This is a genomic window from Stenotrophomonas sp. 86156_Sma (genome assembly GCF_056481625.1).
Genome location: NZ_CM151157.1, coordinates 2774317 through 2795377 on the forward strand (window position 1 = coordinate 2774317; position 21061 = coordinate 2795377).

The 21061-nt window shown below is 66.7% G+C and carries 17 protein-coding genes; 6 read left to right on the forward strand and 11 right to left on the reverse strand.

Annotated features, from left to right (window positions below; genetic code table 11):
* Positions 1-47: 47 nt before the first annotated feature.
* The 3 genes from ACZK33_RS12900 to ACZK33_RS12910 form a co-directional block, all read right to left on the reverse strand.
* Positions 48-455, reverse strand: coding sequence for a hypothetical protein (locus tag ACZK33_RS12900; protein ID WP_423174034.1), 408 nt, complete (start codon positions 453-455; stop codon positions 48-50).
* A gap of 128 nt (positions 456-583) precedes the next feature.
* Positions 584-907, reverse strand: a complete 324-nt coding sequence (locus ACZK33_RS12905) for a hypothetical protein (protein ID WP_478453423.1) — start codon at positions 905-907, stop codon at positions 584-586.
* Positions 897-1562: a response regulator gene (locus tag ACZK33_RS12910; protein WP_100472590.1), complete on the reverse strand. Its 666-nt coding sequence runs from the start codon at positions 1560-1562 to the stop codon at positions 897-899. Before ACZK33_RS12910 ends, ACZK33_RS12905 begins: the two co-directional genes overlap by 11 nt.
* 89 nt (positions 1563-1651) lie before the next feature.
* Here ACZK33_RS12910 and ACZK33_RS12915 point away from each other — a divergent pair, with 89 nt between their 5' ends.
* The gene (locus ACZK33_RS12915; RefSeq protein ID WP_423174036.1) at positions 1652-2305 is read left to right on the forward strand and encodes a response regulator; all 654 of its coding nucleotides are present in this window, start codon (positions 1652-1654) and stop codon (positions 2303-2305) included.
* Between the two features lie 23 nt (positions 2306-2328).
* On the opposite strand, the gene ACZK33_RS12920 is transcribed toward ACZK33_RS12915, so the two are convergent.
* Together ACZK33_RS12920 and ACZK33_RS12925 are read right to left on the reverse strand one after the other, a co-directional pair.
* The gene (locus ACZK33_RS12920; protein ID WP_423174037.1) at positions 2329-5712 is read right to left on the reverse strand and encodes a response regulator; all 3384 of its coding nucleotides are present in this window, start codon (positions 5710-5712) and stop codon (positions 2329-2331) included.
* Between the two features lie 32 nt (positions 5713-5744).
* A complete protein-coding gene (locus ACZK33_RS12925) occupies positions 5745-8414 on the reverse strand; it encodes an ATP-binding protein (RefSeq protein WP_423174038.1) in 2670 nt (889 codons plus the stop codon).
* A gap of 213 nt (positions 8415-8627) precedes the next feature.
* On the opposite strand from ACZK33_RS12925, the gene ACZK33_RS12930 reads away from it, so the two are divergent.
* Positions 8628-9485, forward strand: a complete 858-nt coding sequence (locus ACZK33_RS12930; protein ID WP_423174039.1) for a hypothetical protein — start codon at positions 8628-8630, stop codon at positions 9483-9485.
* 46 nt (positions 9486-9531) lie between these two features.
* Here ACZK33_RS12930 and ACZK33_RS12935 read toward each other — a convergent pair whose 3' ends face one another.
* Positions 9532-9957 (reverse strand): organic hydroperoxide resistance protein, encoded by a 426-nt coding sequence (locus ACZK33_RS12935; RefSeq protein ID WP_423174040.1) that lies wholly within the window; start codon positions 9955-9957, stop codon positions 9532-9534.
* A gap of 123 nt (positions 9958-10080) precedes the next feature.
* Positions 10081-10746 (reverse strand): TraX family protein, encoded by a 666-nt coding sequence (locus ACZK33_RS12940; protein WP_423174041.1) that lies wholly within the window; start codon positions 10744-10746, stop codon positions 10081-10083.
* Between the two features lie 114 nt (positions 10747-10860).
* On the opposite strand from ACZK33_RS12940, the gene pip reads away from it, so the two are divergent.
* On the forward strand, positions 10861-11808 hold the full coding sequence (gene pip / locus ACZK33_RS12945; RefSeq protein ID WP_423174042.1) for a prolyl aminopeptidase: 948 nt from the start codon (positions 10861-10863) through the stop codon (positions 11806-11808).
* 94 nt (positions 11809-11902) lie between these two features.
* On the opposite strand, the gene ACZK33_RS12950 is transcribed toward pip, so the two are convergent.
* The 4 genes from ACZK33_RS12950 to ACZK33_RS12965 form a co-directional block, all read right to left on the reverse strand.
* On the reverse strand, positions 11903-13114 hold the full coding sequence (locus ACZK33_RS12950) for a hypothetical protein (RefSeq protein WP_423174043.1): 1212 nt from the start codon (positions 13112-13114) through the stop codon (positions 11903-11905).
* Positions 13115-13137: 23 nt separating this feature from the next.
* Positions 13138-15642 carry a TcfC E-set like domain-containing protein gene (locus ACZK33_RS12955; protein ID WP_423174044.1) on the reverse strand — a complete coding sequence of 835 codons (2505 nt, stop codon included), beginning with the start codon at positions 15640-15642 and terminating at the stop codon, positions 13138-13140.
* Between the two features lie 67 nt (positions 15643-15709).
* Positions 15710-16204: a CS1 type fimbrial major subunit gene (locus ACZK33_RS12960; protein WP_201116229.1), complete on the reverse strand. Its 495-nt coding sequence runs from the start codon at positions 16202-16204 to the stop codon at positions 15710-15712.
* Positions 16205-16314: 110 nt separating this feature from the next.
* Complete coding sequence (locus tag ACZK33_RS12965; RefSeq protein WP_478453431.1) at positions 16315-17049, reverse strand: CS1 fimbrial subunit B flags: Precursor; 735 nt, start codon at positions 17047-17049, stop codon at positions 16315-16317.
* A gap of 273 nt (positions 17050-17322) precedes the next feature.
* Here ACZK33_RS12965 and ACZK33_RS12970 point away from each other — a divergent pair, with 273 nt between their 5' ends.
* The 3 genes from ACZK33_RS12970 (at position 17323) to mgtA (ending at position 21043) form a co-directional block, all read left to right on the forward strand.
* A complete protein-coding gene (locus ACZK33_RS12970) occupies positions 17323-17637 on the forward strand; it encodes a hypothetical protein (RefSeq protein WP_423174046.1) in 315 nt (104 codons plus the stop codon).
* 283 nt (positions 17638-17920) lie between these two features.
* Entirely contained in the window at positions 17921-18220 is a 300-nt protein-coding gene (locus ACZK33_RS12975; RefSeq protein WP_088026117.1) for a hypothetical protein, read from the forward strand.
* 63 nt (positions 18221-18283) lie between these two features.
* Complete coding sequence (gene mgtA, locus ACZK33_RS12980) at positions 18284-21043, forward strand: magnesium-translocating P-type ATPase (protein ID WP_423174047.1); 2760 nt, start codon at positions 18284-18286, stop codon at positions 21041-21043.
* Positions 21044-21061 lie beyond the last annotated feature (18 nt).

Genomic DNA, 21061 nt, shown 5'->3' on the forward strand with positions numbered 1-21061 from the left:
CCAGATTTTCCTGCGGGCATCGAAATGGAAGGCGTGGATTCCGCTGCTCACTCGCGGCACCGCCGACGACCCGCCGCGTCACTGCCGTCTCGAAGCTCGATGTCGTTGCGCTGGGTGCCGCTAGGCGAAGGCTGTGCGCTGGCGGGTGCCTGCACCGGCAGCCTGAGCACCGTGTGCGCCCCTCCCTTGTCGTGCAGTTGGATGAGGGTGAGGCCGCGCGCCTGGAGGGTCGCGTCATGCTCGTCGGGTGCCGGCGTCAGCGGGCGCGAGGTCATTTCCTCCAGCGCCGGGAGCGTTGAGTCCGCGGCATCCAGGCACGCCGGTGCGGCCGCACGGGAGGCGCCACTGCCGTCCTTGCTTGCAGGCGTCAGATGGACGTCTGCAGCCCAGGCCAGCCCTGGGGACAGGCTTGCCATCAACGCCACAGCCAGGCCAGTGCAACGTGTTCTCTTCATCAAGACGGCTCCATCGAGAGGACACCGGCCGCCAGATACCGCTACGCATCTGTGCTGCCACCGGCATCGCCAACGTGCGCGGAATCATCCAATGAAGCTATCTGACCTGTCCCATTCCCAATCTGCGCTCATGCCTTGTGCCGCGCGTGCAATGGCATCGGGTGTGGTTCATGCCCACAGGTACACGGCGCCGCCAGTTCGGTTTCCCATTCTCCCCGCATCTGCCTGCGCTTCAGCGGCGAGGCATACAGATAATCGTTGAGAAGCTCCATGAAGCGCTTCTGCCTGCTCGGAGTCAGCTGGGCAAAGCTCCACATCAGCGACGCGATATGGGCATCAAGTAGTGACGGCACGGCGACTCCACGCAGGTCGGCAATCGATGCTTCCACCGTAGCGCCCTCATCCTGCGATTCCATCGGACAATGTCGGGTTGCGAGGTGCTCATCCATCATCGCTGCCCTCGGGAAGGCCACGTGCCACCTGCGAGGCCGAGACCATGCCCTGGTCCAGCGCGTAGTCGAAGATCTCGCTGGTACGCTTCAGGCCCAGCTTGCGCATGGCCGAGTGCTTCTGCGTGCTGACGGTCTGCCGGCTGCGCTTGAGCTGTTCGGCAATCTCCTTCTGGCTCATGCCATGGGCGATCATGCGCAGCACTTCGATTTCGCGCTTGGTCAACGCGACGTCCTGCAACTGCTCCAGTTGCTGCACGATACTGGCGGACAGATAGCCGTCGCGGCGGAAGGCGGCGCGGATGGCCAGCGCCAGGTCCGCTGCGGGATCCAGCTTGCCGACAATGCAATCCACGCCCGCCTTGCCGATGCTGGCCAGCACCTGCACACCGGAGATGCTGGTCAGCACCACCAGGGGCAGCTTCGGAAAGCGCCGCCGCAGGAAGCCCAGCATCGCCACGCCGTCGCCATACTCGCCGCCCGGCATCGAGAAGTCGGTCACGACCACATCCACCCCATGCTTGCTCAGGGCCTCGACCAATGCCGTAGAATCGCCGGCAGTGGCGACGATGTCGATTCCAGGCTCCTGGGCCAGCGATTCACGCACCCCGGCAAGAATGACGGGATGGTCATCGGCGATGACAATGCGGATGTTCATGACATGATGTCCTTGCGGTTCTTCACTGTTCTGTCGGTGCCGGTAGCCGGCACGCCGTTCCTTCCTGCTTCCATCGGATACCCGCCTTGATGAACTCGCTGGCCATTCGCGTTGCGCTTGCTGACGATCACCCGGTGATCCGCCTGGGAGTGCGGAAGATCCTTGAGAGCGTGCCGACCATCCACTGCGTCGGTGCGGTGGCCGACTCGACCGAGCTGGTCGCTCTGCTTGAGCGCGAGCCCTGCGATGTGCTGGTGACCGACTACGCGATGCCCGGCGGTGCGTTCGGTGATGGGCTGGAACTGCTGGGCTACCTGATGCTGCACTTCCCTTCCCTGCGCATTGTGGTGATGACCGGATTGGATCAACCCGGGTTGATTCACCGGCTTGATGGCAGCGGCGTGGCCGGCATTCTCAGCAAGTCCGACGACCTTGGGCAGATAGAGGCGGCGGTGATGGCGGCCTATGCGCATCGCCGCTATCACTCCCCGTCCGTGGTGGACATGATGCGGCACAGGGAGCAGCGCCGGGTAACCACGCTTTCGCCGAAGGAACTGGAGGTTGTGGCCTTGTTCCTGGACGGATTGACCGTCACCGAGATCGCGCAACGCCTGAAACGCAAGAAGCAGACCGTCAGCACGCAGAAAGTCAACGCCATGCGCAAGCTCGGCATTGTGAAGGATTCTGAGATCTTCTCGTTCGCTGCCGATCTTGGATTGAAGGAGACTGACCCGAAGCGCTGAGCGTACGTTCTTTCCTGGGCAGGTCACGATTCCTTCTCCAGTTCGTGCCGGTAGTCATCCAGGCATGCCCGCAACGCCGCCTGCAATGCATCCAGCTGCGATGGCGGTACTGCCAGGCCGTCGCGCAGCGCCTGTTCCACCTCGCCGCAGTGTTCGCCCAGCGACTGCTCGCCCAGCATCTGCAGCACCCCTTTGAAGGCGTGCACGCGATCGAGCAGGCGTTGCATGTCGTTGCCGGCACGCGCTTCGGCCATGGCCTGCAGATCCTTGTCGCCGGTTTCCACGAACAGGCGGCGGATGGCCGCCGATACCCTGCTGGGTGCACGACGCGTTGGCGCGGGGGAAACCGGCGCAACCGCCGCCTTGCTGGCCTTGCCCAGCCCGGCTTCCAGCCGATCCAGATTGAGCGGTTTCAGCAGCAGGTCGTCAATGCCCGCCGCCAGGCAGCGCTCACGCTCGCTGGCCAGTGCGGTGGCGGTGATGGCCAGGATCGGCAGCGACTGCCCGCGCTGGCGCAGCGCGCGCGCCAGCGCATAGCCGTCCATCACCGGCATGTTGATATCGGTGAGGACCGCCACGTAGGCGTCGTTGCGCCACACCGCCAGTGCGGCGGCACCGTCTTCGGCGGCATCCACGTCGTAGCCGAGTTCTTCCAGCTGCTGCTGGATCAGTTCGCGATTGACGGCGTTGTCTTCCACCAGCAGCACGCGCCCGCGCGAGCGTGGTGCTGGCGCCTGCTCGACTGGCGGGAGCGAGGATGCACTGTGCGGTTCCGTGCCGATGGCGGCCAGCAAGGCGTCGCTGGCATAGCAGGTCACTTCGGTACGGTCGCCGCGCACTTCGGGGGTCAACGGCCCCTGTGCATGGGCGAACACCACGTGGCGATGGGACGCGGACAGGTGCTGTTCCTCCTCGCGGGTCCACGGCCGGTGGTCGCCCACGATCAGCAGCACGTCACCCGTCGCGTCGGCCTGCGGGGCGTCCAGCAGCACGGGCTCGGTGCCCCACTCCGTCAGCAGCCGCCCGATCTCATTGCGCCACTCCGGCGTGGACGACAGCACGGTGATGCGCTGCCCACGCAGCGGCTGCGACGCCGGGTTTGCGGCGGGCTGCAGGCGCACCGGCAACAGCAGGCTGAAGCTGCTGCCCACGCCCTCGGTACTTTCCACCGCCACCTGCCCGCCCATCGCCTGCGCCAGCTGCTGGCACAACGCCAGGCCCAGGCCGCTGCCGCCGTAGCGGCGCGAGACGCTGGCATCGGCCTGCTGGAACGGCTGGAACAGCTGCCCGGCCTGTTGCGGGCTCATGCCGATGCCGGAGTCCACCACCTGCACGCGCAGCAGCGTGCCCTTGCCGTCCACATTCTGCACTTCGGCCCGCAGGATGATGCGACCGGATTCGGTGAACTTGACCGCGTTGCTGACCAGGTTGTTGAGGATCTGGCGGATGCGGTGTGCGTCGCCAATGCAGTCCTGCCCGGCCGGCGCGTCCACCGCAAAGAACAGGCGCACGCCCTTGCGCAGGGCATCGGGCGCATACAGCAGTGCGACGCCTTCGATCAGCGGACGCAAGGCGAACGGTGCCGGCTCCACATCGAGCTGCCCGGCTTCGATCTTGGAGAAATCCAGCACGTCGCTGATGATCCGCATCAGTGCGTCGGCCGAGAAGCGGATGCGGTCCAGCCGTTCGCGCTGGCCCGGCTGCAGGGGCGAACGGGCCAGCAGTTCCAGGTGGCCCAGTACACCGTTGAGCGGGGTACGGATCTCATGACTCATCGTGGCGACGAAGGCGGACTTGGCACGCGTGGCCGCCTCGGCGGCCTGGCGAGCAGCCTCGGCATCCTCGCGGGCACGGCGCAGCGTGTCTTCCAGCTCCACCTGGGCGGTCACGTCGCGCAGGGCACAGACCCATACGGCCTGGTGGTGGTAGGTAGCCAGCGCCATGCTGATCTGCAGCTGGGTGCCGGCGCCCTCTTCCTCGGGTGACCACTGCAGTTCCAACGCCTCCTCGCCGTGGCTGCTGCGCCCCAGCTCGGCCAACCGCGCATACAGCGTTGCGATTGCGTTGCCCTCTTCATCGGCCTGGTCGCCCACCAGCTGCCGTGCAGTTTCGTTCTGCAGAAGCGGCATGCCTGTGTCGCGGGCAATCAGCGCCAGCCCGATCGGCGCGGTGCCGATGATGGCGCGGCTCAGCGCCTCGCTCTCATACACACGTGATGCGTCGGCAAGTGCGGGCTTGAACACGCGGCGGTCGATGCGCAGCAGCAGCCACCACAGCAGGCCGATGATCACCAGGGCACTGAGGCTGCGCGCCAGAAGATAAGGGCCCTGCGCTTTCCAGATGTCCGACCAGTCGTAAACGTGGCTGAGCGTCCAGTCCACGCCCGGCAGGCTGCAACTGAGGATGAAGCGCCCCTGCGCATGCTGTCGTGCGGGCTTGGTCGCCGCTGCGCCGGGCAGCGCCCCCAACAGCAGCGCCTGCTCCTGGAGCGTCAAGCCGCCACTGCTGAGCACCACCTGCCGGTTGCCGGCCATCACCAGGTAGCGCCCTTCTTCGCGCGCCTCCAGCCGGGCCTTGATGGTGTCGATCGACTCGAACACCACGCGCCGGAAGTACGCCGTGGTGCCTTCGGCCATGGTCACCACGCCGACCAGCGACCGCTGGCCGTTGAGCGGGTTGACTGCAAAGCGCGACAGCAACCGCCCCTCGCGGGAGGCCGAGCGGATCGGGCCCGGGCGTGGCAGCAGCTTGCGTACCTCGTGCTCGTCACGCAGCAACCGCGCGAAGGCCTGCTGGCGGGTGGCCACGCCCAGCGTCTGCAGCAGCTGGGCCTCGTCGCGGATGTTGGACACGGCCAGCAGCCGCCCCTGCGGCTCGTAGGCGAACATGGCCACCGGCCCGGGCGCATCCTGCGAAGTGATCGAATCGGCGGTGTAGGCCGAGTAGATGTCGATCATGCCGAGGTAGGCCTTCAGCTCCTCGGGCGGCAACGGATTGTCACGGGCGCCCAGCACCAGCCATGGCACGGCGGTACGCCCTTCGGCCCGCACCACCACTTCCGCGCCCTGGGCGTGGAAGCGCTCGGCCAGGGGGGTTCCGACCGCGGTCAGCGCGGGGCGCTGGTCGCGCCACAGCACGTCGTTGCCATTGACCGAGGTGGCGTAGGCGCGGTCGCGCTGGTAGAGGAAGTAGTCCAGCGCCGCGCGGGCCTCCAGGAAGGACTGCCGTTCGCGGGCATGGAACTCTTCCACATCGGCAATGGAACTGACGATGGCGGCCAACAGTACCAGCACCGTGATCAGGGCACCGCCGCCGAACAGCAGGCGGCGGCGCAACCGCCGCAGGTCGTCCAGGCGCGCGGCAACCGCCGGACCGCCAGGGCGCTGCGCGGCTTCAGTACCTGCCATAAACGTGATCCTGAGGTGGGTGCCCATGCAATTTATCCGATTGCGTCAGTAGCTGGCGTATCTGACTCGTTTCGGCGCAGCGCCTGCAGCAGTGCCTGGCGCAGGGCTTCACTGGCGTAGCAGGACACCGTCCAGCCACCGTGCGCTGGCTGCGGGCGCAAGGGCCCCTCGCGGGAGACCCGGACCCAGGGCTGCCCGCTGCGCCACACCCAGCGGGCGTCTTCGTCCGGCGCCTCGAACAACAACCACGCCGCCGCCGGCGCCGCATCCGCCGCTGGGCTGTGTATGGGATGCACGTACGCGCCCCAGCTGCGCAGCCGCCTTTCCAGTTCCCCACGCCATGGCCCGGGCGTGGCCAGCAGATTGATCCGCTTCCCGGCCAGCGGCAGCGGCACCGGAATGGCAATCGACGTCAACAACGGCACCTCGACCACGAACCGGCTGCCCACCCCTGCCGTGCTTTCCACCCAGATCCGCCCGCCCATGCGCTGGCACAGCTGCTGGCACAGCGCCAACCCCAGGCCGGAGCCGCCGAAGCGCGACACGATATCCGGCCCGGCCTGCACGAAGGGCTGGAACAACCGCTCCCGCTCGGCGGCGCTCAGGCCGATACCGGAATCGGTGGCCTCAAGGCAGAGGTACTGGCCTTGCCCGCTCTGCTGGTGGGACACGCGAAGCTGTACCCGCCCGGAGGCGGTGAACTTCAGCGCGTTGCTGGCCAGGTTGCGCAGTACCCGCTCGATGGCCGCCATCGGTGCGACCGCGGCAGCGGGTACATCAGCGTCCACCACGCAATCCAGCTGCAGGCCCTTGGCCTGCGCCACCGGGGCGTACAGCACGGCGACGCGCTCCACCAGCGCCGATGGCGAGAAGCGCTCAGGCGTGAGGGTCCACTGGCCCGACTCGATACGCGATAGATCAAGCACGTCGGTGATGACGTCCATCAGCGAATCGGCAGACTGGCGCAGGCGCAACACGCGTTCGGCGGGCTCGGCCTGCAACGGGCTGCGTGCGAGCAGCTCCAGGTGGCCGATGATGCCGTGCAGCGGCGTGCGGATCTCGTGGCTCATCGCCGCCACGAAATTCGATTTGGCGCGGCTGCAGGCTTCTGCTTCTGCGGTCCGCTTCTGCTCCGCCTGCAGCTCACGCCTGTCGTGGCTGATGTCCTCTACCATCAGCAGCACGCCACCCGGCCAGGCGTCCCCTCCTGAGTGGATGTGCGTGCGGTGCGAGAGCCGTTGCTGCGGATCGTTGGCCAGCGGCAGCTCGCCCTCCACCTTCACCGCACCGTGGCGGACGTCGGCCTGCATCATCGCCTCACGCAGCTGCGGCATCAGCCGCCCACCGGCGGCCCGGTCCATGCGCTGCAGCGGTCCATTCCAATCCTGCACATGGCCGGTACCCGCCTCCAGCAGCGCCACGCCCACCGGCACGTGCTCCAGCAGCAGGCGCAGCCGGCGGTCGCGGGCGTAGATGGCTTTCACCTGGCGGAACGCCGGGGTATACATGCGCCGGTGCAGCCCCAGCAGCAGGAACCACAGCAGTGCCAGCGCGGCCACCAGGCAGGCGACGCCGGTAAGCAGCATCGACGCGATGTCACGCAGGATGTCGCCCCAGCGGTAGGTCTCCACCAGCGTCCACGGCGTACCGGTGACCGGCAACGCCAGGGTGAAACGACCGTTGTGGAAGCGCGCACGGGTGGCATCGCCCAGCAGCACCCAGTCAGTATCCGCCCGATGGCCAGGCGCGCCGCCCACGTCATCGGAGGCCAGCACCCGCAACCCATCGCGATCCAGCAGCGCGATATGGCCCTGGCTGTTCCGGCGCAGCAGCGCCTGCAGGCGGGCCATCGGTTCGTAGGCCACGAAGGTTGCGATGGGCGCAGCGGCAACGCTGGCCTGGAACACCGACACCAGCGACGGCTCGCCGGTGATCGGGTGGCGGCCGAACGTTCTGCGCGGGCTGTCGCTGCGTTCGACACTCTCCAGCAGGGGCACCTGGTCGTGCCCGGAGGCCGGAGCCAGCAGCTGGGCGGGTGCACGCAGGTGCTCGAACACTTCGCGGCGCGAAGTGGCCGCCAGCGCGCTGATCAGGCTGCGCTCGGTCAGGCCCTTGTCCAGGGAGAGGTACTGGCCGCTGGGATCGAAGAAATAGGAGGCGCTGGCTGGCTCACCTTCGCCACTGGTGGCGGTCAGGCGCTGGATGAGTGACACCGCCGTGGTGAGCTGCAGGTAGCGCTCCAGCTCCCGGGGGCGCCATTGGGCGGTGTCCAGGCCCAGCGCCATCTGCGGGCGGCTGCTGTCATCGGCCACCACCACCAGCCGTTGCCCACCCTGCAGATAGGCACGGCGCAGATCGTCGGCGCTGGCGTCACCGAGCTGGATGTTGCGGTCCCAGGCGTACTCGGCCATGTTCGCCAGGCGGGCGTAGCTGGCGTCCTGGCGCGCCAGCTGGATCTGCAGCGCAGTGTGGGCGCGGCGGAATTCGGCAATGCGCCGGGCCTCGTACCCATTGACCTGGACCACGATGAGGGTGATCAGCACGCTCAGCGACAGCAGGCTCAACACCGCGCCGCAGGCCAGCATCAGCCGGCGCGGATACTGCTTCAGCGCCTGCAGCTCACCGGCGTCCACGGCGCCCGGCCCTGCACGGGTGTGCAGGCGGCGCAGGGAATCTGCAGGGGACGGCGACGCAGAGGGCATGGCATCGAGCGACGGGAAGCGCGCGGCGGGAAGAATGGAGCGCCAGCATGCGCGGCAGGGCTGGCAGCCGATGTAGGACAAGATCCAAAAACGCGCCAATGCATGACGCATTCATCCCACCAGAGGGCGCTGCCCACATTTCGAACTTGTCCTGTTCCTGTGAGGGCCGGGACTGGGGACGCTGATGCTCCCCCCGTTGTCGAGGACATCGCGATGAAGTCTGCATGGAACCGCGAACGCCTTTGGGCAGTGCGCCTGATGGCAGGCCATGCCTGTCACCGTGCAAGCCTGCGGGTGGGCGCGGCCCTGCTTCCCTGCCTGCCGCCCCGGATGCAGAACCGCATGGCGGAAGAGGCCTTCGCTTGGATCGGGCCCCGATTGCAACCGCATCGCCACACTCGCGCCCTCGGAGCGCTGCAGCAGCTGGGCCACAAATCCTCGGCAGCAACCCGGCTGGCCGCGCGTTTCCTGGCCACCAGCTGGATCCGCCAGGCCAGGTTCCATCGCCTGCGGCATCTGCCGTTCCCTGCCCAGCAGGACGTGCTGCGTGCGATGAGGTGGCACGACCCGCTCGCGCTGTGGGCCGCCGCCGCCGGCCGGCGACGGGTCATCTGCGTACTGCCCAGCGGCGACATGGAGCTGGCCATGGCGGCGCTGCTGGATCGCCCGGGCGCGCCGTCACACTACTTCATCAGCACCTACCACCGGCAGGGGTCACCTCGCCATCGCGTGCTGGCGGCGCTGCAGCGGCAGGGCCATCGCCTGGATATCGGGCAATCAGGGCAGTCCGGCCAGGCCTGGCGCCATCTTCGACGCGGCGCCTCGGTGGTGACCAAACTCGACCCCTGGAGCGGAGATGGCCGCGAGCCTGGGCCATTGCGGCTTGCCCGCCTGGCGCAGGTGCCCGTGTTGCTGCTGGGCCACCGCTGTGATGACAGCGAGGCCGGGACACTGCACGTGCTGGGCGAATTCGGCGCCGAGTCGATGGCCGGCGGCGCCGCCTCGCTCCGGGCTGCGGCGCTTGCCTTTCTTGCCACTGCCCCGCATGACTGGGCTGACCTGGACAGGTAGCCGCCGCAACTGGCCGCAGCACGTTTCCGTGCTGCGGCGGGCTTCATCACGCAATGATCAGCGATACGTTGATGTTGTTGCGGGTGGCATGCGAGTACGGGCAGACGACGTGTGCCTTTCGCACGAGGTCCTCGGCCTGCACGGTGGGCACGCCCGGCAGCGAGATGGTCAGCGCAACGTCAATGGCGAAGCCGGTGCTGACCGCACCGATGCCGACGCGGCCGGTCACGGAAGCATCATCGCCGATGGCAATGCTCTCCTGGCCCGCCACGTACTTGAGCGCGCCGAGGAAGCAGGCCGAGTAGCCGGCGGCGAACAGCTGTTCCGGGTTGGTGCCGGTGCCGCCGGTGCCGCCCAGTTCGACGGGGGTGGACAGGGCGATGTCCAGCATCTTGTCGGACGAGGTGGCGCGGCCCTCGCGCCCGCCGACGGCGGTGGCCTGGGCTGAGTACAGGATCGATTCGATGCTCATGCAATGCTCCGGTGGGTTGAGTGGACAGGTGGCGGTCTGTCCCGCCACCGTTCCATCCTCTACCCCGGCACGCAGGCCTTCCATCGGACAGCGACGATAGCGTTGCAGCCGCCACGCACGCACTCAACCGTGCAGATGCACGTACACGGCCAGCAGCGCCAGATGCCCGACGTAATACCCATAGAACGCCCAGCGCCAGCGCGGCAGCCGCCATTGCACGCGCGCCACCGCCAACGCAACCGGGATGGCCAGCAGCGCCCAGCCATTGTGGTTGACCCAGCACACTGCCGCCCAGCCGACCAGCAACAGCCACCACGCGCGATGCCGGAACGCCAGCCAGCCCAGCAGCACGAAGCCAACGCCGGCCCACTGGTAATCCACCAGCATCGGCGCCATGCCAGCAGCAAGCAGCAACAGCAGTGGGCGGCTACTGGCCAGCGCATGCACGGCCACCGCAGCCAGCGCGAAGGTAAGCAGGATGTTGAGCGGCAACCAGTAACCGAAGGCCAGTGCATGCAACGGCTGCGCGATCACGCCCCATGCGGCCAAACGGCTGATCGACTTGCGCAGGTCCGCACCCGGCTGGGCCAGGTTGCAGGCCATCACCAGCGCAAACAGCGGGAACGCGATGCGCCCCAGTTCGCTCACGACCGGCAGGTAGCCACCGTAGACCACTTTTGCCACGTGGTCGCCGGTCATGGCCAGCAGCGCGAGCCACTTCAGCAGCTCGCGGCCGCCGCTGCTGAGCGTGGGTCTGAGCGTGGACGTCCCTGTCGTGGTCGCTTGCATCGCGGAAGCTTATGCGCATCGGCCAGCGCATTTCCAGCGCCGGGAAGGTGCACGCCACTGCAGGCCGCAGGCGGCGGCGCTATGCTGGTGGCCTCTGTTTGTGAGATGCCCGCCATGCGCACGCTGTACCCCGCCATCGAACCCTACCGCCAGTTCACCCTGCCGGTGAGCGATCTGCACACCCTGCATATCGAAGAGTGCGGCACGCCGGAGGGCATTCCGGTGGTGTACCTGCACGGCGGTCCGGGTGCGGGCATTTCGCCCACGCACCGCCGCTTCTTCGATCCGGCGCGCTACCGCATCGTGCTGATCGACCAGCGTGGCAGCGGCCGCTCCACGCCGTTCGGCGAGCTGCGCGACAACACCACGCAGGACCTGGTGGCCGACATCGAGAAGGTGCGCGGGCACCTGGGCATCGAACGTTGGCTGGTCTACGGCGGCTCCTGGGGCTCGACCCTGTCGCTGGCCTACGCCCAGGCCCATCCCGACCGCGCCACCGGCCTGATCGTGCGCGGCGTGTTCCTCGGCCGCGAGATGGAGAACCGCTGGTTCGCGGAAACCAGCGGTGGCGCGCGCTGGATCTTCCCGGAGCGCTGGGACCGCTATGAGGCTTACATCCCGGAGCAGGAGCGCAGCGACATGATTGCGGCCTACTGGACGCGCCTGGACAGCGCCGATGAGGCCACCCGCATCGCCGCCGCGCAGGCCTGGCTGGGCTGGGAGGACAACGCCGCCACCCTGCAGCACGACGTGGATGCCGTGTCCACCGATGACCCGCTGGATACGCTGGCCAAGGCCCGCATCGAAGCGCATTACTTCCGCAACGGCATCTTCCTGGAGCCGGACCAGCTGCTGCGCGACATCGACCGCATCCGCCACCTACCCGGCGTGATCGTGCAGGGCCGCTACGATATCATCTGCCCGCCGCGCAGCGCCTGGGACCTGGCCAAGGCCTGGCCGGAAGCCAGGCTGGAGATGGTGACCTCCGGCCACAGCGCGAACGAGCCGGCGACGGTGGATGCGCTGGTGCGCGCCACGGACGCGTTCGCCGACCGCTTCTGAAAGCACGAGGTAGTGCCGGCCGCTGGCCGGCATCCCTGCGATTGCAGGCAGAGTCGACTGACAGTCGACTCTACCCATGCCAGCTGCCCCCTCGTCACGGATTGGCATCAAACACCACGGTCATGTTGCCTGCCCAGTGCGAACCAGGTGACTTCAGCATCTCCATCACCGCATCACTACCAGCGGTGAAGCGCAGCGTAGAACGCCGCTCTATCAAGTAGCCATCAGGCGTGAAGCGTGGCGCTCGTCCATCATCCGGCAGCAACGGCATGTCCTGTGCCGGACGCCCGTCACCCACATTGCTCATGCCGGGAATGGTCACGTCCACATCCACCGGCACCACCATGTCGTCGCGCAGATTGCGGATTCCGCAACGATCGTCGGCCTCATGCTCGCAGCGTAGCTTCAAGCTCAGGTTCCTTGACGTGGTAAGGCGGAACGTCAGTTCCTGACGCAGGCGTGCCGGTGGAAGGCCTTGGTCCATCCATTTTTTCCAACCTCCATCTGGCGCCAGTTTCACGCTGGGGGATTCGCTAGAGAATCGGACGTGGAAATCGTGAGATACGTTCAGCTGCAGCTGCAGTGTCAGCTCTGAATCCGAGTAGTCACCCTGACCAAGATCGATCTGCTGCCCATTGCCAACCGTGTAAGTCACGCTTCCGGTGTACTGACCGTCCTGGGCCTGAAGCGGGTTGGGCGCTTCAAGGTGATAGCCAATCGAGAAGTTCAGATAGTTCGCAACTCGATCGGTGGTTGCCCTTGGGCTCCTCACACAGACAGGATTGCCTTCCGGAATACCCCACGCATACCGATACCATGAACCACCACCAACACCCAGTCGACCACGGCAGCCGCCAGTGGCTGCTCCGTATGCCCCGGGCGCGGTGCCATCAGATGGCAAGCCCCATTGCATGCCGATCAGGAACAGACGTAGCCGGGCCCTCAGCTCGTGGTTGTTCGCGTTGCGCACGACTACATCACGCCAGTTTCCGTCAACTGACAGGTACCATTTTTCGCGCGGATCCTCGCCACCGCCAAACAGGCGCCGCTGGCTCACGTTCATCCCGGTGTCGATCGTGAAATCGCCAACTCTGCAGTAGCTCGAATGCTGTGCGCAGTAGCCAGACTGGGGCGTAGTATTAACGAACCGATTGTGCGAAGGGTCCAAGGCGCTTGGACGAAACTCCGCCCTGATCTGTAACTCGGCGGCTCCCGCCGAGGCCATCAGCACGACCAGGAGCCCACTCGCCCGCACAAGCGGACCACACGGTGACAAAGCGGAAATGAAGCGTTCAATCATGGACATGGAGTGGTCTCTCAGCGGATTACTCACGGGCCAGCAAGGGGTGCTGGGCAGCCAACGCCCCCCACCATCAGCACATCGCCTTCTCGCGGATAGCGCCCCTCCTCCATCGTCAGCACGCAGCTGATCTGATTCGGGTAGCGCAGTTCCAGCACCGGCGCGCGCGCACTCAGCTCCAATGTGAAGAAGCCTTCCTCCTGGCTGGCGCTGCGGCCTGCATGGTTGATCACCTGCACACCGCGCACGCCGTTGCCGTCGGCATCCTGCACCTGGCCCATTACGGTGAACGTCCGAAGCACATCCACGGTGGCGTGCATCACTCCACCCTTGTTGAGGTGGTAGCTGATGGTTGCCGGTTGCAGCGTGGCCGCGGGTGCATGGCGGCCCTGGAAATCAAACTGCACGTGGCCCGCGCGGTAGGCAGTCACCGGCACGAAGTTGCGCCCCGGCTTCAGTTCCACGCCTCCGCCCCGGCTGTCGTCGCCGCGCAGCATCACGTCGGGGTAGTCGCTGCGCACGTCGACGATGATGCCGGCATCCACGCTGCCACTGCGGCCCTGGCCAAGCACCGCTGCTCGGCCACCGCCAATCACCAGCGTACTGTCCAGGTTGGCGCTGCCACTCACGTGGCCCGCGCCCGCGCCCCGGTACAACTGCACATCGCCTTCCAGCAGCGAACTCTGCAGATAGGCACCCGCGCCTGCGCCGATGCCGCTGCGCTCGGCACTGATCATGCCGTTCACGCTCTGCAGCAGCTTGCCGTCCACACGCTGAGTGGCAGCCGCACTGACATAGGTATCGCGCTGGCCGGCCTCGCCGGTACGGCTGCCCAGGCTGCCGCTGTAGCTGCGGCGCTCGCTGCCCAGCGATACGCTGACGGTCAGGTCGACACCGCGCTGGCGGCGGTAGTGGGTGAAGCGGCTGCCGGGGCGGTCGTAGGCCGAAACCCGCCAGTTCACGTCGTGCCTGCCGAACAGGGTCTCCCGGCGCCCATAGGACACATCAATGCCGGTGCCTTTGGTGATGCCCGAGCTGCGCGCTACCCGCACGCTGGCGTTGTCGCGATGACTGAAGCGATGGGTGATCGACACGGCAGTTGTGTCCTGCCAGCCGCCACGGGTTTCCCAGCGCGGTGCCGAGCCGTCACCGGGCAGGACGCGCTGGCGTTGTTCGGCCCAGCTGCGCGCATGGTTGGCCACCACCGAACCGGCGCGGTAACGGTACAGGCCCTGCAGGTCCACACCGCGCCCGGCGTCGCTGGACGTGTAGACATTGGTGTAGGTGCTGAAGCGATCGCTGGCCTGCCAGTCCATCGACAGCCCAGCCGCGTGACGCGTGCCGATCTGCTGCACCGTGGCACCGGCCACAGCACGGGGGTGCACCAGGTAATTGACCACCGCACCTGCGGCGACCTTGCTCTCCTGCGCTGAGCGGCCGCTATCGAGCAGGCCACGCTGTTGACCGGCGAACACGCTGTAGCGCCAGCGGCGGCTGGGGTCGCTCCAACGACTTGGTTTGTGGATCGACGCGATCTCACGCGAGGCCTCGTGGCCATCCTCGATGACCCGCAGTTCCACGTCGTAGATGCCACCGGGCAGACGGCGGGTGTCGATTTCCTGGATGCCCGGCTTGACGGCCTGCGTGGACAGCAGATTGCCGTCGCGCAGGATCTCCACCACGCCTTCGCGGCTGGCCGTGACATAGACCGGGTACACACTGGGGCTGCGCGTGTCGGCCAGCAGCACGTCCGACGAGCCGAGCATGAAGCCCAGCGCGGTATCGTTCTGCGTGCCGGGTGCGCGCGGCTGGCGGATGATGCCTTCGAAGGTGGGCAGGAAGTAGCCCGCACGCACGAAATGGTCGCCCAGCTCGCGCTGCGCATACAGGGCACTGAGATAGTGCTCGCGGCTGCCCGGCTGGGCGTAATACTGGTAGCTGCCGACCGTGCTCCAGCGGCCAACACTGCCACGCAGCTCGGCGCTGTAGCGTGCAGATGTCTGCTGTTCCTGGCCGCCATGCACGGCCACGCTGTTGCGCACGATCAGGCCATGGCTGCCACGCTCCGGCAGCGCGACATGGCGTCCCTCCTTGTGCGCACCCGCTGGGGTCAGCAGGCTGAGCAGGGAATTGGACAGGCTGTAGTGCAGCGCCGCCAATCCGCGACATTGCTGGCTGCAGACGCCCAGTCCCATCGGCTCGGCCAGCACCTCGGCCCAGCGTGCACGTTCTGTCTGCGGCAGCGGGCTGTCATGCGCTTCGCCAAAGCCGACCAGCTGCACACGATTGTCTTCGTGCAGCAGCACCTCGGCGTCCCCCAGGTAGCGCCCGTCCAGCTCCACCCGCACGGTGAGCGGATTGCCGAACAGATGCTCACGGAACTCCGCAGGCATGCGCTCGCGCTGCTCCAGCAGGCTGGGCAGTTCACCCAGCGCAAGACCGGCGGCATGGCTGGACGCGGCAAACACCACGGCGCCGATACCAGCAGCCAATCGCGCAAGGGCCGGATATGCGGGAGCGAGGGGAAGTCTCATGGGCGGATACCAGTGCCCTCCCCCCGCATCGCCGACGCGGTAGGAAGGGCTCGAAGCTGCATGATCGTCAGATGTCGCTTTCGAAGATCATGTGGAACTGGCCGCCGTAGCTGCCCTGCTTGTAGCCATCGGTCGGCACGGTGGGGGCAATGGCAAACGCCAACGACTTGCCGGCCGCGGCCTGTGCGGCATTGGCCACCGTTATCTTGGCGGCCGAGGTGGCCGGCACCACCACGTTGTCCAGCTTCACTGCCAGGTCGACCACGTCGGCGGCCGATGCCATCTGCGCCGGTGCCGACAGATAGGCACTGATCGCCGCCGGCGACTTGATGTTGATGACGCGGCCGGTCAGATCGCCCAGGGTCTGACGGGCGGTATCCCACGGCAGGTTCTGCGGCAGGCCTTCCCAGCCGTCCGGGGTGGACACCTGCAGGCCGGCGGAGTTTGGTACGTCGGCAGTGACATTGATGGTGATCGACTTGGTTTCGGTGGCGGCCAGCGTAACGGCCGGGGTGATCAGCAGGGCGGTGGCCGCTGCCAGCAGGGTGGTCTTCAGGGACATGGATGCACTCCAGGTTCAAGGGTGGAAATCAAGGTGCCAGGCAAGGGCAACGCCATCCCATCGGGCGCCTGGCAGGCCCGTTCGGAACTGATCCAAGGGTGGAAGTGGGCTTAACGGCGTGAGTCGATGCTGCGCTGGCTATCGCCTTCGCGAAGCTCGAAACGCAGAAACTGATGCTCGGCAGCCTGCAGCGCATAGCTGTTGCCAGGACGCACATGGGCGATGATTCCCGGCGTGCAGATATCTGGACGATCGCGCTCGCACTGGCGCAGGTTGTCCAGCACCACAGTGGCGTTGCCGCGATTGCGCACCTGCTGTTGCTCGATGAGCGTGTCGTAGTGCGGGTTCTCCGGAGCGACGAAGAAGATCGTGCCGTAGCCGGTGAACACGCGGATGGCAGAGGTGAGCTCCGCTGCCTCCCGGGCCTGGTCTTCGCTGAGCAAGAATTCCCCGGCTGTCGGCACCACCGGGATGAAGCGCAACCGGTAGTAGCGCTCCTGGTCACGCGCACCGCGATACACCAGGCGCGTGGCCTGCTGTCCTTTGCCCGCGATGATCAGGCGGCTGGGGCTGGCAATGACCCCTTGGGCATCCGGCGTATTGCGGACCAGCGCGGTGGTATCCACCGGCGTTTCGCTGGCCTTGCCGTCTGCATCGAAGTGCATCTGGGTGACTTCAACCCGCACGTAAGCCGTGGCGTCACCGGTGTTGCGGATGCGCTTGAGCAGGTTGCTGTGCGTGGGCTGCAGATAGTCGAACAGCACGCCTACGTTGATCTGGGGTGTGGATGCGTGCGCGCTGCCAGACAGGATGACCAACAGAATCAATGAGAGAAGACGACGCATGGCGAGCCCGCAGGGAAAGGCGAGTGCGAATTTTCACGGCGGCGTCACAACCTCGACATACAAGAAGTTGCAAAAATCAAACATGTCCTACTCGTTTGAAAACATTCTTAGTCTGCCGCTCCTGGTCTGCAGGACCTGCACGCACGCGGTGAACGGCAACCAACTTGCCTGCACGCTTACCTGCATTCTTCGCAACCGACTTACGGTCCCGCGCAGAAGATCCGGCCGTGGTCACCACAACGGTGGCCCGCACCTCTACTTCTGGAGCCTGTCATGACCGAGGTCCGCTATCTTCCCGTCGCCCTCACCCTTCGCGCGGGCCTGCTGCTCGGTGCGTGCTCCAAGACCCAGGAAGCCAGCAAGGCCACCGCGGCCGAGGACGTAACCGAAGTGAAGCTGATTCCGTCCTATGAGTCGCTGGACAAGGACAAGGACAAGGACAAGGACGGCATCGTCACCCTGGCCGAAGTGGATGCCGTGGCACCCGACTGGGCCGAGCGCCTGCACGCCTGCGATACCGATCGCGACAAGACGCTCACATCCGGCGAATATGACGTCTGCAAGCAGACCACGCCGGCCGCCCATTGATCCGCGCCTTGGCACTTCGCGGGGTCTGGCTATACCAAGGTATAGCCGGGCTAACCCACGAGCCTCTAGGACTACCCCATTCAGGGGCGGACAATAGCGCCACTGGCCTGGGCAACCCTGGCCGGCACTCCCACCTCATGGAGACGCAGATGGACCCCGACCCGGCCGGGCGCACCGCGCCCCGGATGCCCGCTTGTTGCCTGTTCCTGGCGCCTGCCCGCCGGTCCCTGCCTGCCTGAGTGACGGGGGATCGCCAGGTGCCGCCTGCCTGGAGATCGCCCCCATGTCCTACAAGATCCTCTACATCACCCTGCGCCGCCTGATCGGTGAGCGCGATGTTTCTGCCCTGCGCAGCCAGCTGCTGCAGCACGGCCCGGTCATGTTCGCCCGTTCGCTGTCGCTCGGCTCGCCCCGCGTAGTGGCCGACGCGCTGTCGCTGCTGCCGATCAGCGAGCGCATCAACGTGCTGCGCCACCTGCCCTACCCGCTGCGCGATGCGATGAAGCCGCTGTGCATTGGCGGCAGCCAGCGCCTGCACATGCAGCCGTGGTCGCCGGCGGTGCTGGCGATGCGCCACGCCTGACCTGTTCCATCCGTTCCGTTCGTGTTCCGGCCCCGGCCGGCTCTGACATTCGAGGAGAGTCCCATGAGCCTGCTCAACGCCTGGTTCAACGCCTTCCTGCGCAGCCGTCGCGCAGGCAATCTGTTCCGCCGCCGCGCCATGCCCGAAGCCGGCTTCGGCCCGGGCAGCGCCGAGGCCGCGCCGTTCGCGCTCACCACCGGCCTGGTCACCCTTGCCCAGCAGGATGAAGCCCAGCTGCTGGCCACGCTGGAATCGCATGCCGATGGCCTCAGCCCGCATGAGGCCGAGGAGCGGCTGGGCACGCTCGGCCCCAACGAGGTGGATCACGAAAAGCCGCTGCCGTGGTGGCGGCACCTGTGGCAGTGCTACCGCAACCCGTTCAACCTGCTGCTGACCGTGCTGGCGGCGGTGTCCTGGCTGACCGAGGACATCAAGGCCACGATCGTGATCGGCGCCATGGTGCTGCTGTCTACGCTGATCCGCTTCGTGCAGGAAGGCCGTTCCAACCGTGCCGCCGAGCGGCTGAAGGCACTGGTCGGCAACACAGCGCGCGTGCTGCGCCGCAATCCGGGTACCGAGGCCGCCGATGTGGCCGACCAGTACTTCGGTGCGCACCTGCACAGCCGTCGCCCGGCGCGGCTGCTGGACCTTCCGATCCGCGAGCTGGTGCCCGGTGACCACATCGTGCTGTCGGCCGGCGACATGATTCCGGCCGATTGCCGCGTGCTGACCGCCAAGGACCTTTTCGTGGCGCAGGCAGCGATGACCGGCGAGTCGCTGCCGGTGGAGAAGTTCGCGCACCCGGGCGACGGCCTGGCCGGCCTGCTGGAGCAGCACAACCTGCTGTTCATGGGCACCAATGTGGTGTCCGGCACCGCCACCGCCGTGGTGCTGGCCACCGGCAACCGCACCTACTTCGGCACCCTGGCCCAGCGCAGCACCGCCACCGACCGTGCGCCCACCGCCTTCCAGGCCGGCGTCAACAGTGTCAGCTGGCTGCTGATCCGCTTCGCGCTGGTGATGGTCCCGTTCGTGCTGCTGATCAACGGCTGGACCAAGGGTGACTGGACCGAGGCGTTCCTGTTCGCGCTGTCGGTGGCGGTGGGCCTGACCCCGGAAATGCTGCCGATGATCGTCACCTCCACCCTGGCCAAGGGCGCGGTGCTGCTGTCGCGGCGCAAGGTGATCGTCAAGCGCCTGGACGCCATCCAGAACTTCGGCGCGATGGAAGTGCTGTGCACCGACAAGACCGGCACCCTCACCCAGGACAAGATCGCACTGGAGCGCCACACCGATGTGTTCGGCCACGATTCGGAGGACGTGCTGACGTTCGCCTACCTCAACAGCCACTTCCAGACCGGGCTGATCAACCTGCTGGACCGCGCGGTGCTCGAACACGTGGAACTGCAGAGTTCGCTGCGGCTGTCGCAGGACTACCACAAGGTGGATGAGATTCCGTTCGACTTCGAGCGCCGCCGCATGTCGGTGGTGGTGTCCGAGCGCGAGGACCACCACGAGCTGATCTGCAAGGGCGCGGTGGAGGAGATGCTGGCTGTGTGCAGCACGGTGCGCGAGAACGGCCAGGACATGCCCCTGGACGAGCGCCGCCTGGCGCGCGTGCGGCAGACCACCGAGGAACTGAACGAACAGGGCCTGCGCGTGGTGGCGGTAGCGATGAAGGAAACCGCCGCCAGCCAGACGACCTATTCGCAGGCGGACGAGTGCGGGTTGACCCTGGTCGGCTACGTGGCCTTCCTGGACCCGCCGAAGGAGTCGGCTGCACAGGCGCTGCAGGCGCTGGCCGCGCATGGCGTGGAGGTGAAGGTCTTCACCGGCGACAACGAGCTGGTGACCGCCCGCGTCTGTGCGCAGGTGGGGCTTGAGGCCGACACCATCCTGACCGGCCCGCAGATCGAGCGCATGGATGACGGCGCGCTGTCGCGGGCGCTGCACCATCACCGCGTGTTTGCCCGCCTGACGCCGTTGCACAAGGAGCGCCTGGTACGCGAGCTGCGCGCGCAGGGCAAGGTAGTCGGCTTCCTCGGCGACGGCATCAACGATGCACCGGCGCTGCGCGCGGCCGACATCGGCATCAGCGTGGACAGCGCGGTGGACATCGCCAAGGAAGCCGCCGACATCATCCTGCTGGAAAAGAACCTGATGGTGCTGGAGGAAGGCGTCGTGCAGGGGCGGCGCACGTTCAACAACATGCTGAAGTACATCCGCATGACCGCCAGCTCCAACTTCGGCAACGTGTTCTCGGTACTGGTCGCCTCGGCCTTCCTGCCGTTCCTGCCGATGCTGCCGCTGCAGCTGCTGGTGCAGAACCTGCTGTACGACATCTCGCAGATCGCCATTCCGTTCGACAACGTGGACGAGGAGCTGGTGCGCAGGCCGTTGAAGTGGAACCCGGCGGACATCGGCCGTTTCATGGTGTTCTTCGGGCCGATCAGCTCGATCTTCGACCTGAGCTGCTTCGCACTGATGTGGTACGTGTTCGATGCACGCACGCCGGCCGACCAGGGCCTGTTCCAGTCCGGCTGGTTCGTGGTGGGCCTGCTGACCCAGACCCTGATCGTGCACATGATCCGTACGCCGAAGGTGCCGTTCCTGCAGAGCATCGCCGCGCCGCCGCTGCTGGTGATGACCGGCCTGATCATGGCCATCGGCGTGGCCCTGCCGATGAGCCCACTGGCCGGCTACTTCAAGCTGCAGGCCCTGCCGACCGGCTACTGGCCGTTCCTGGTGGCGATCCTGTTCGGCTATGCAGTGCTGACCACCGCACTGAAGAAATTCTACATCCGTCGCTACGGCTGGCAGTAAGTGCCCGCCGCCTGGTCC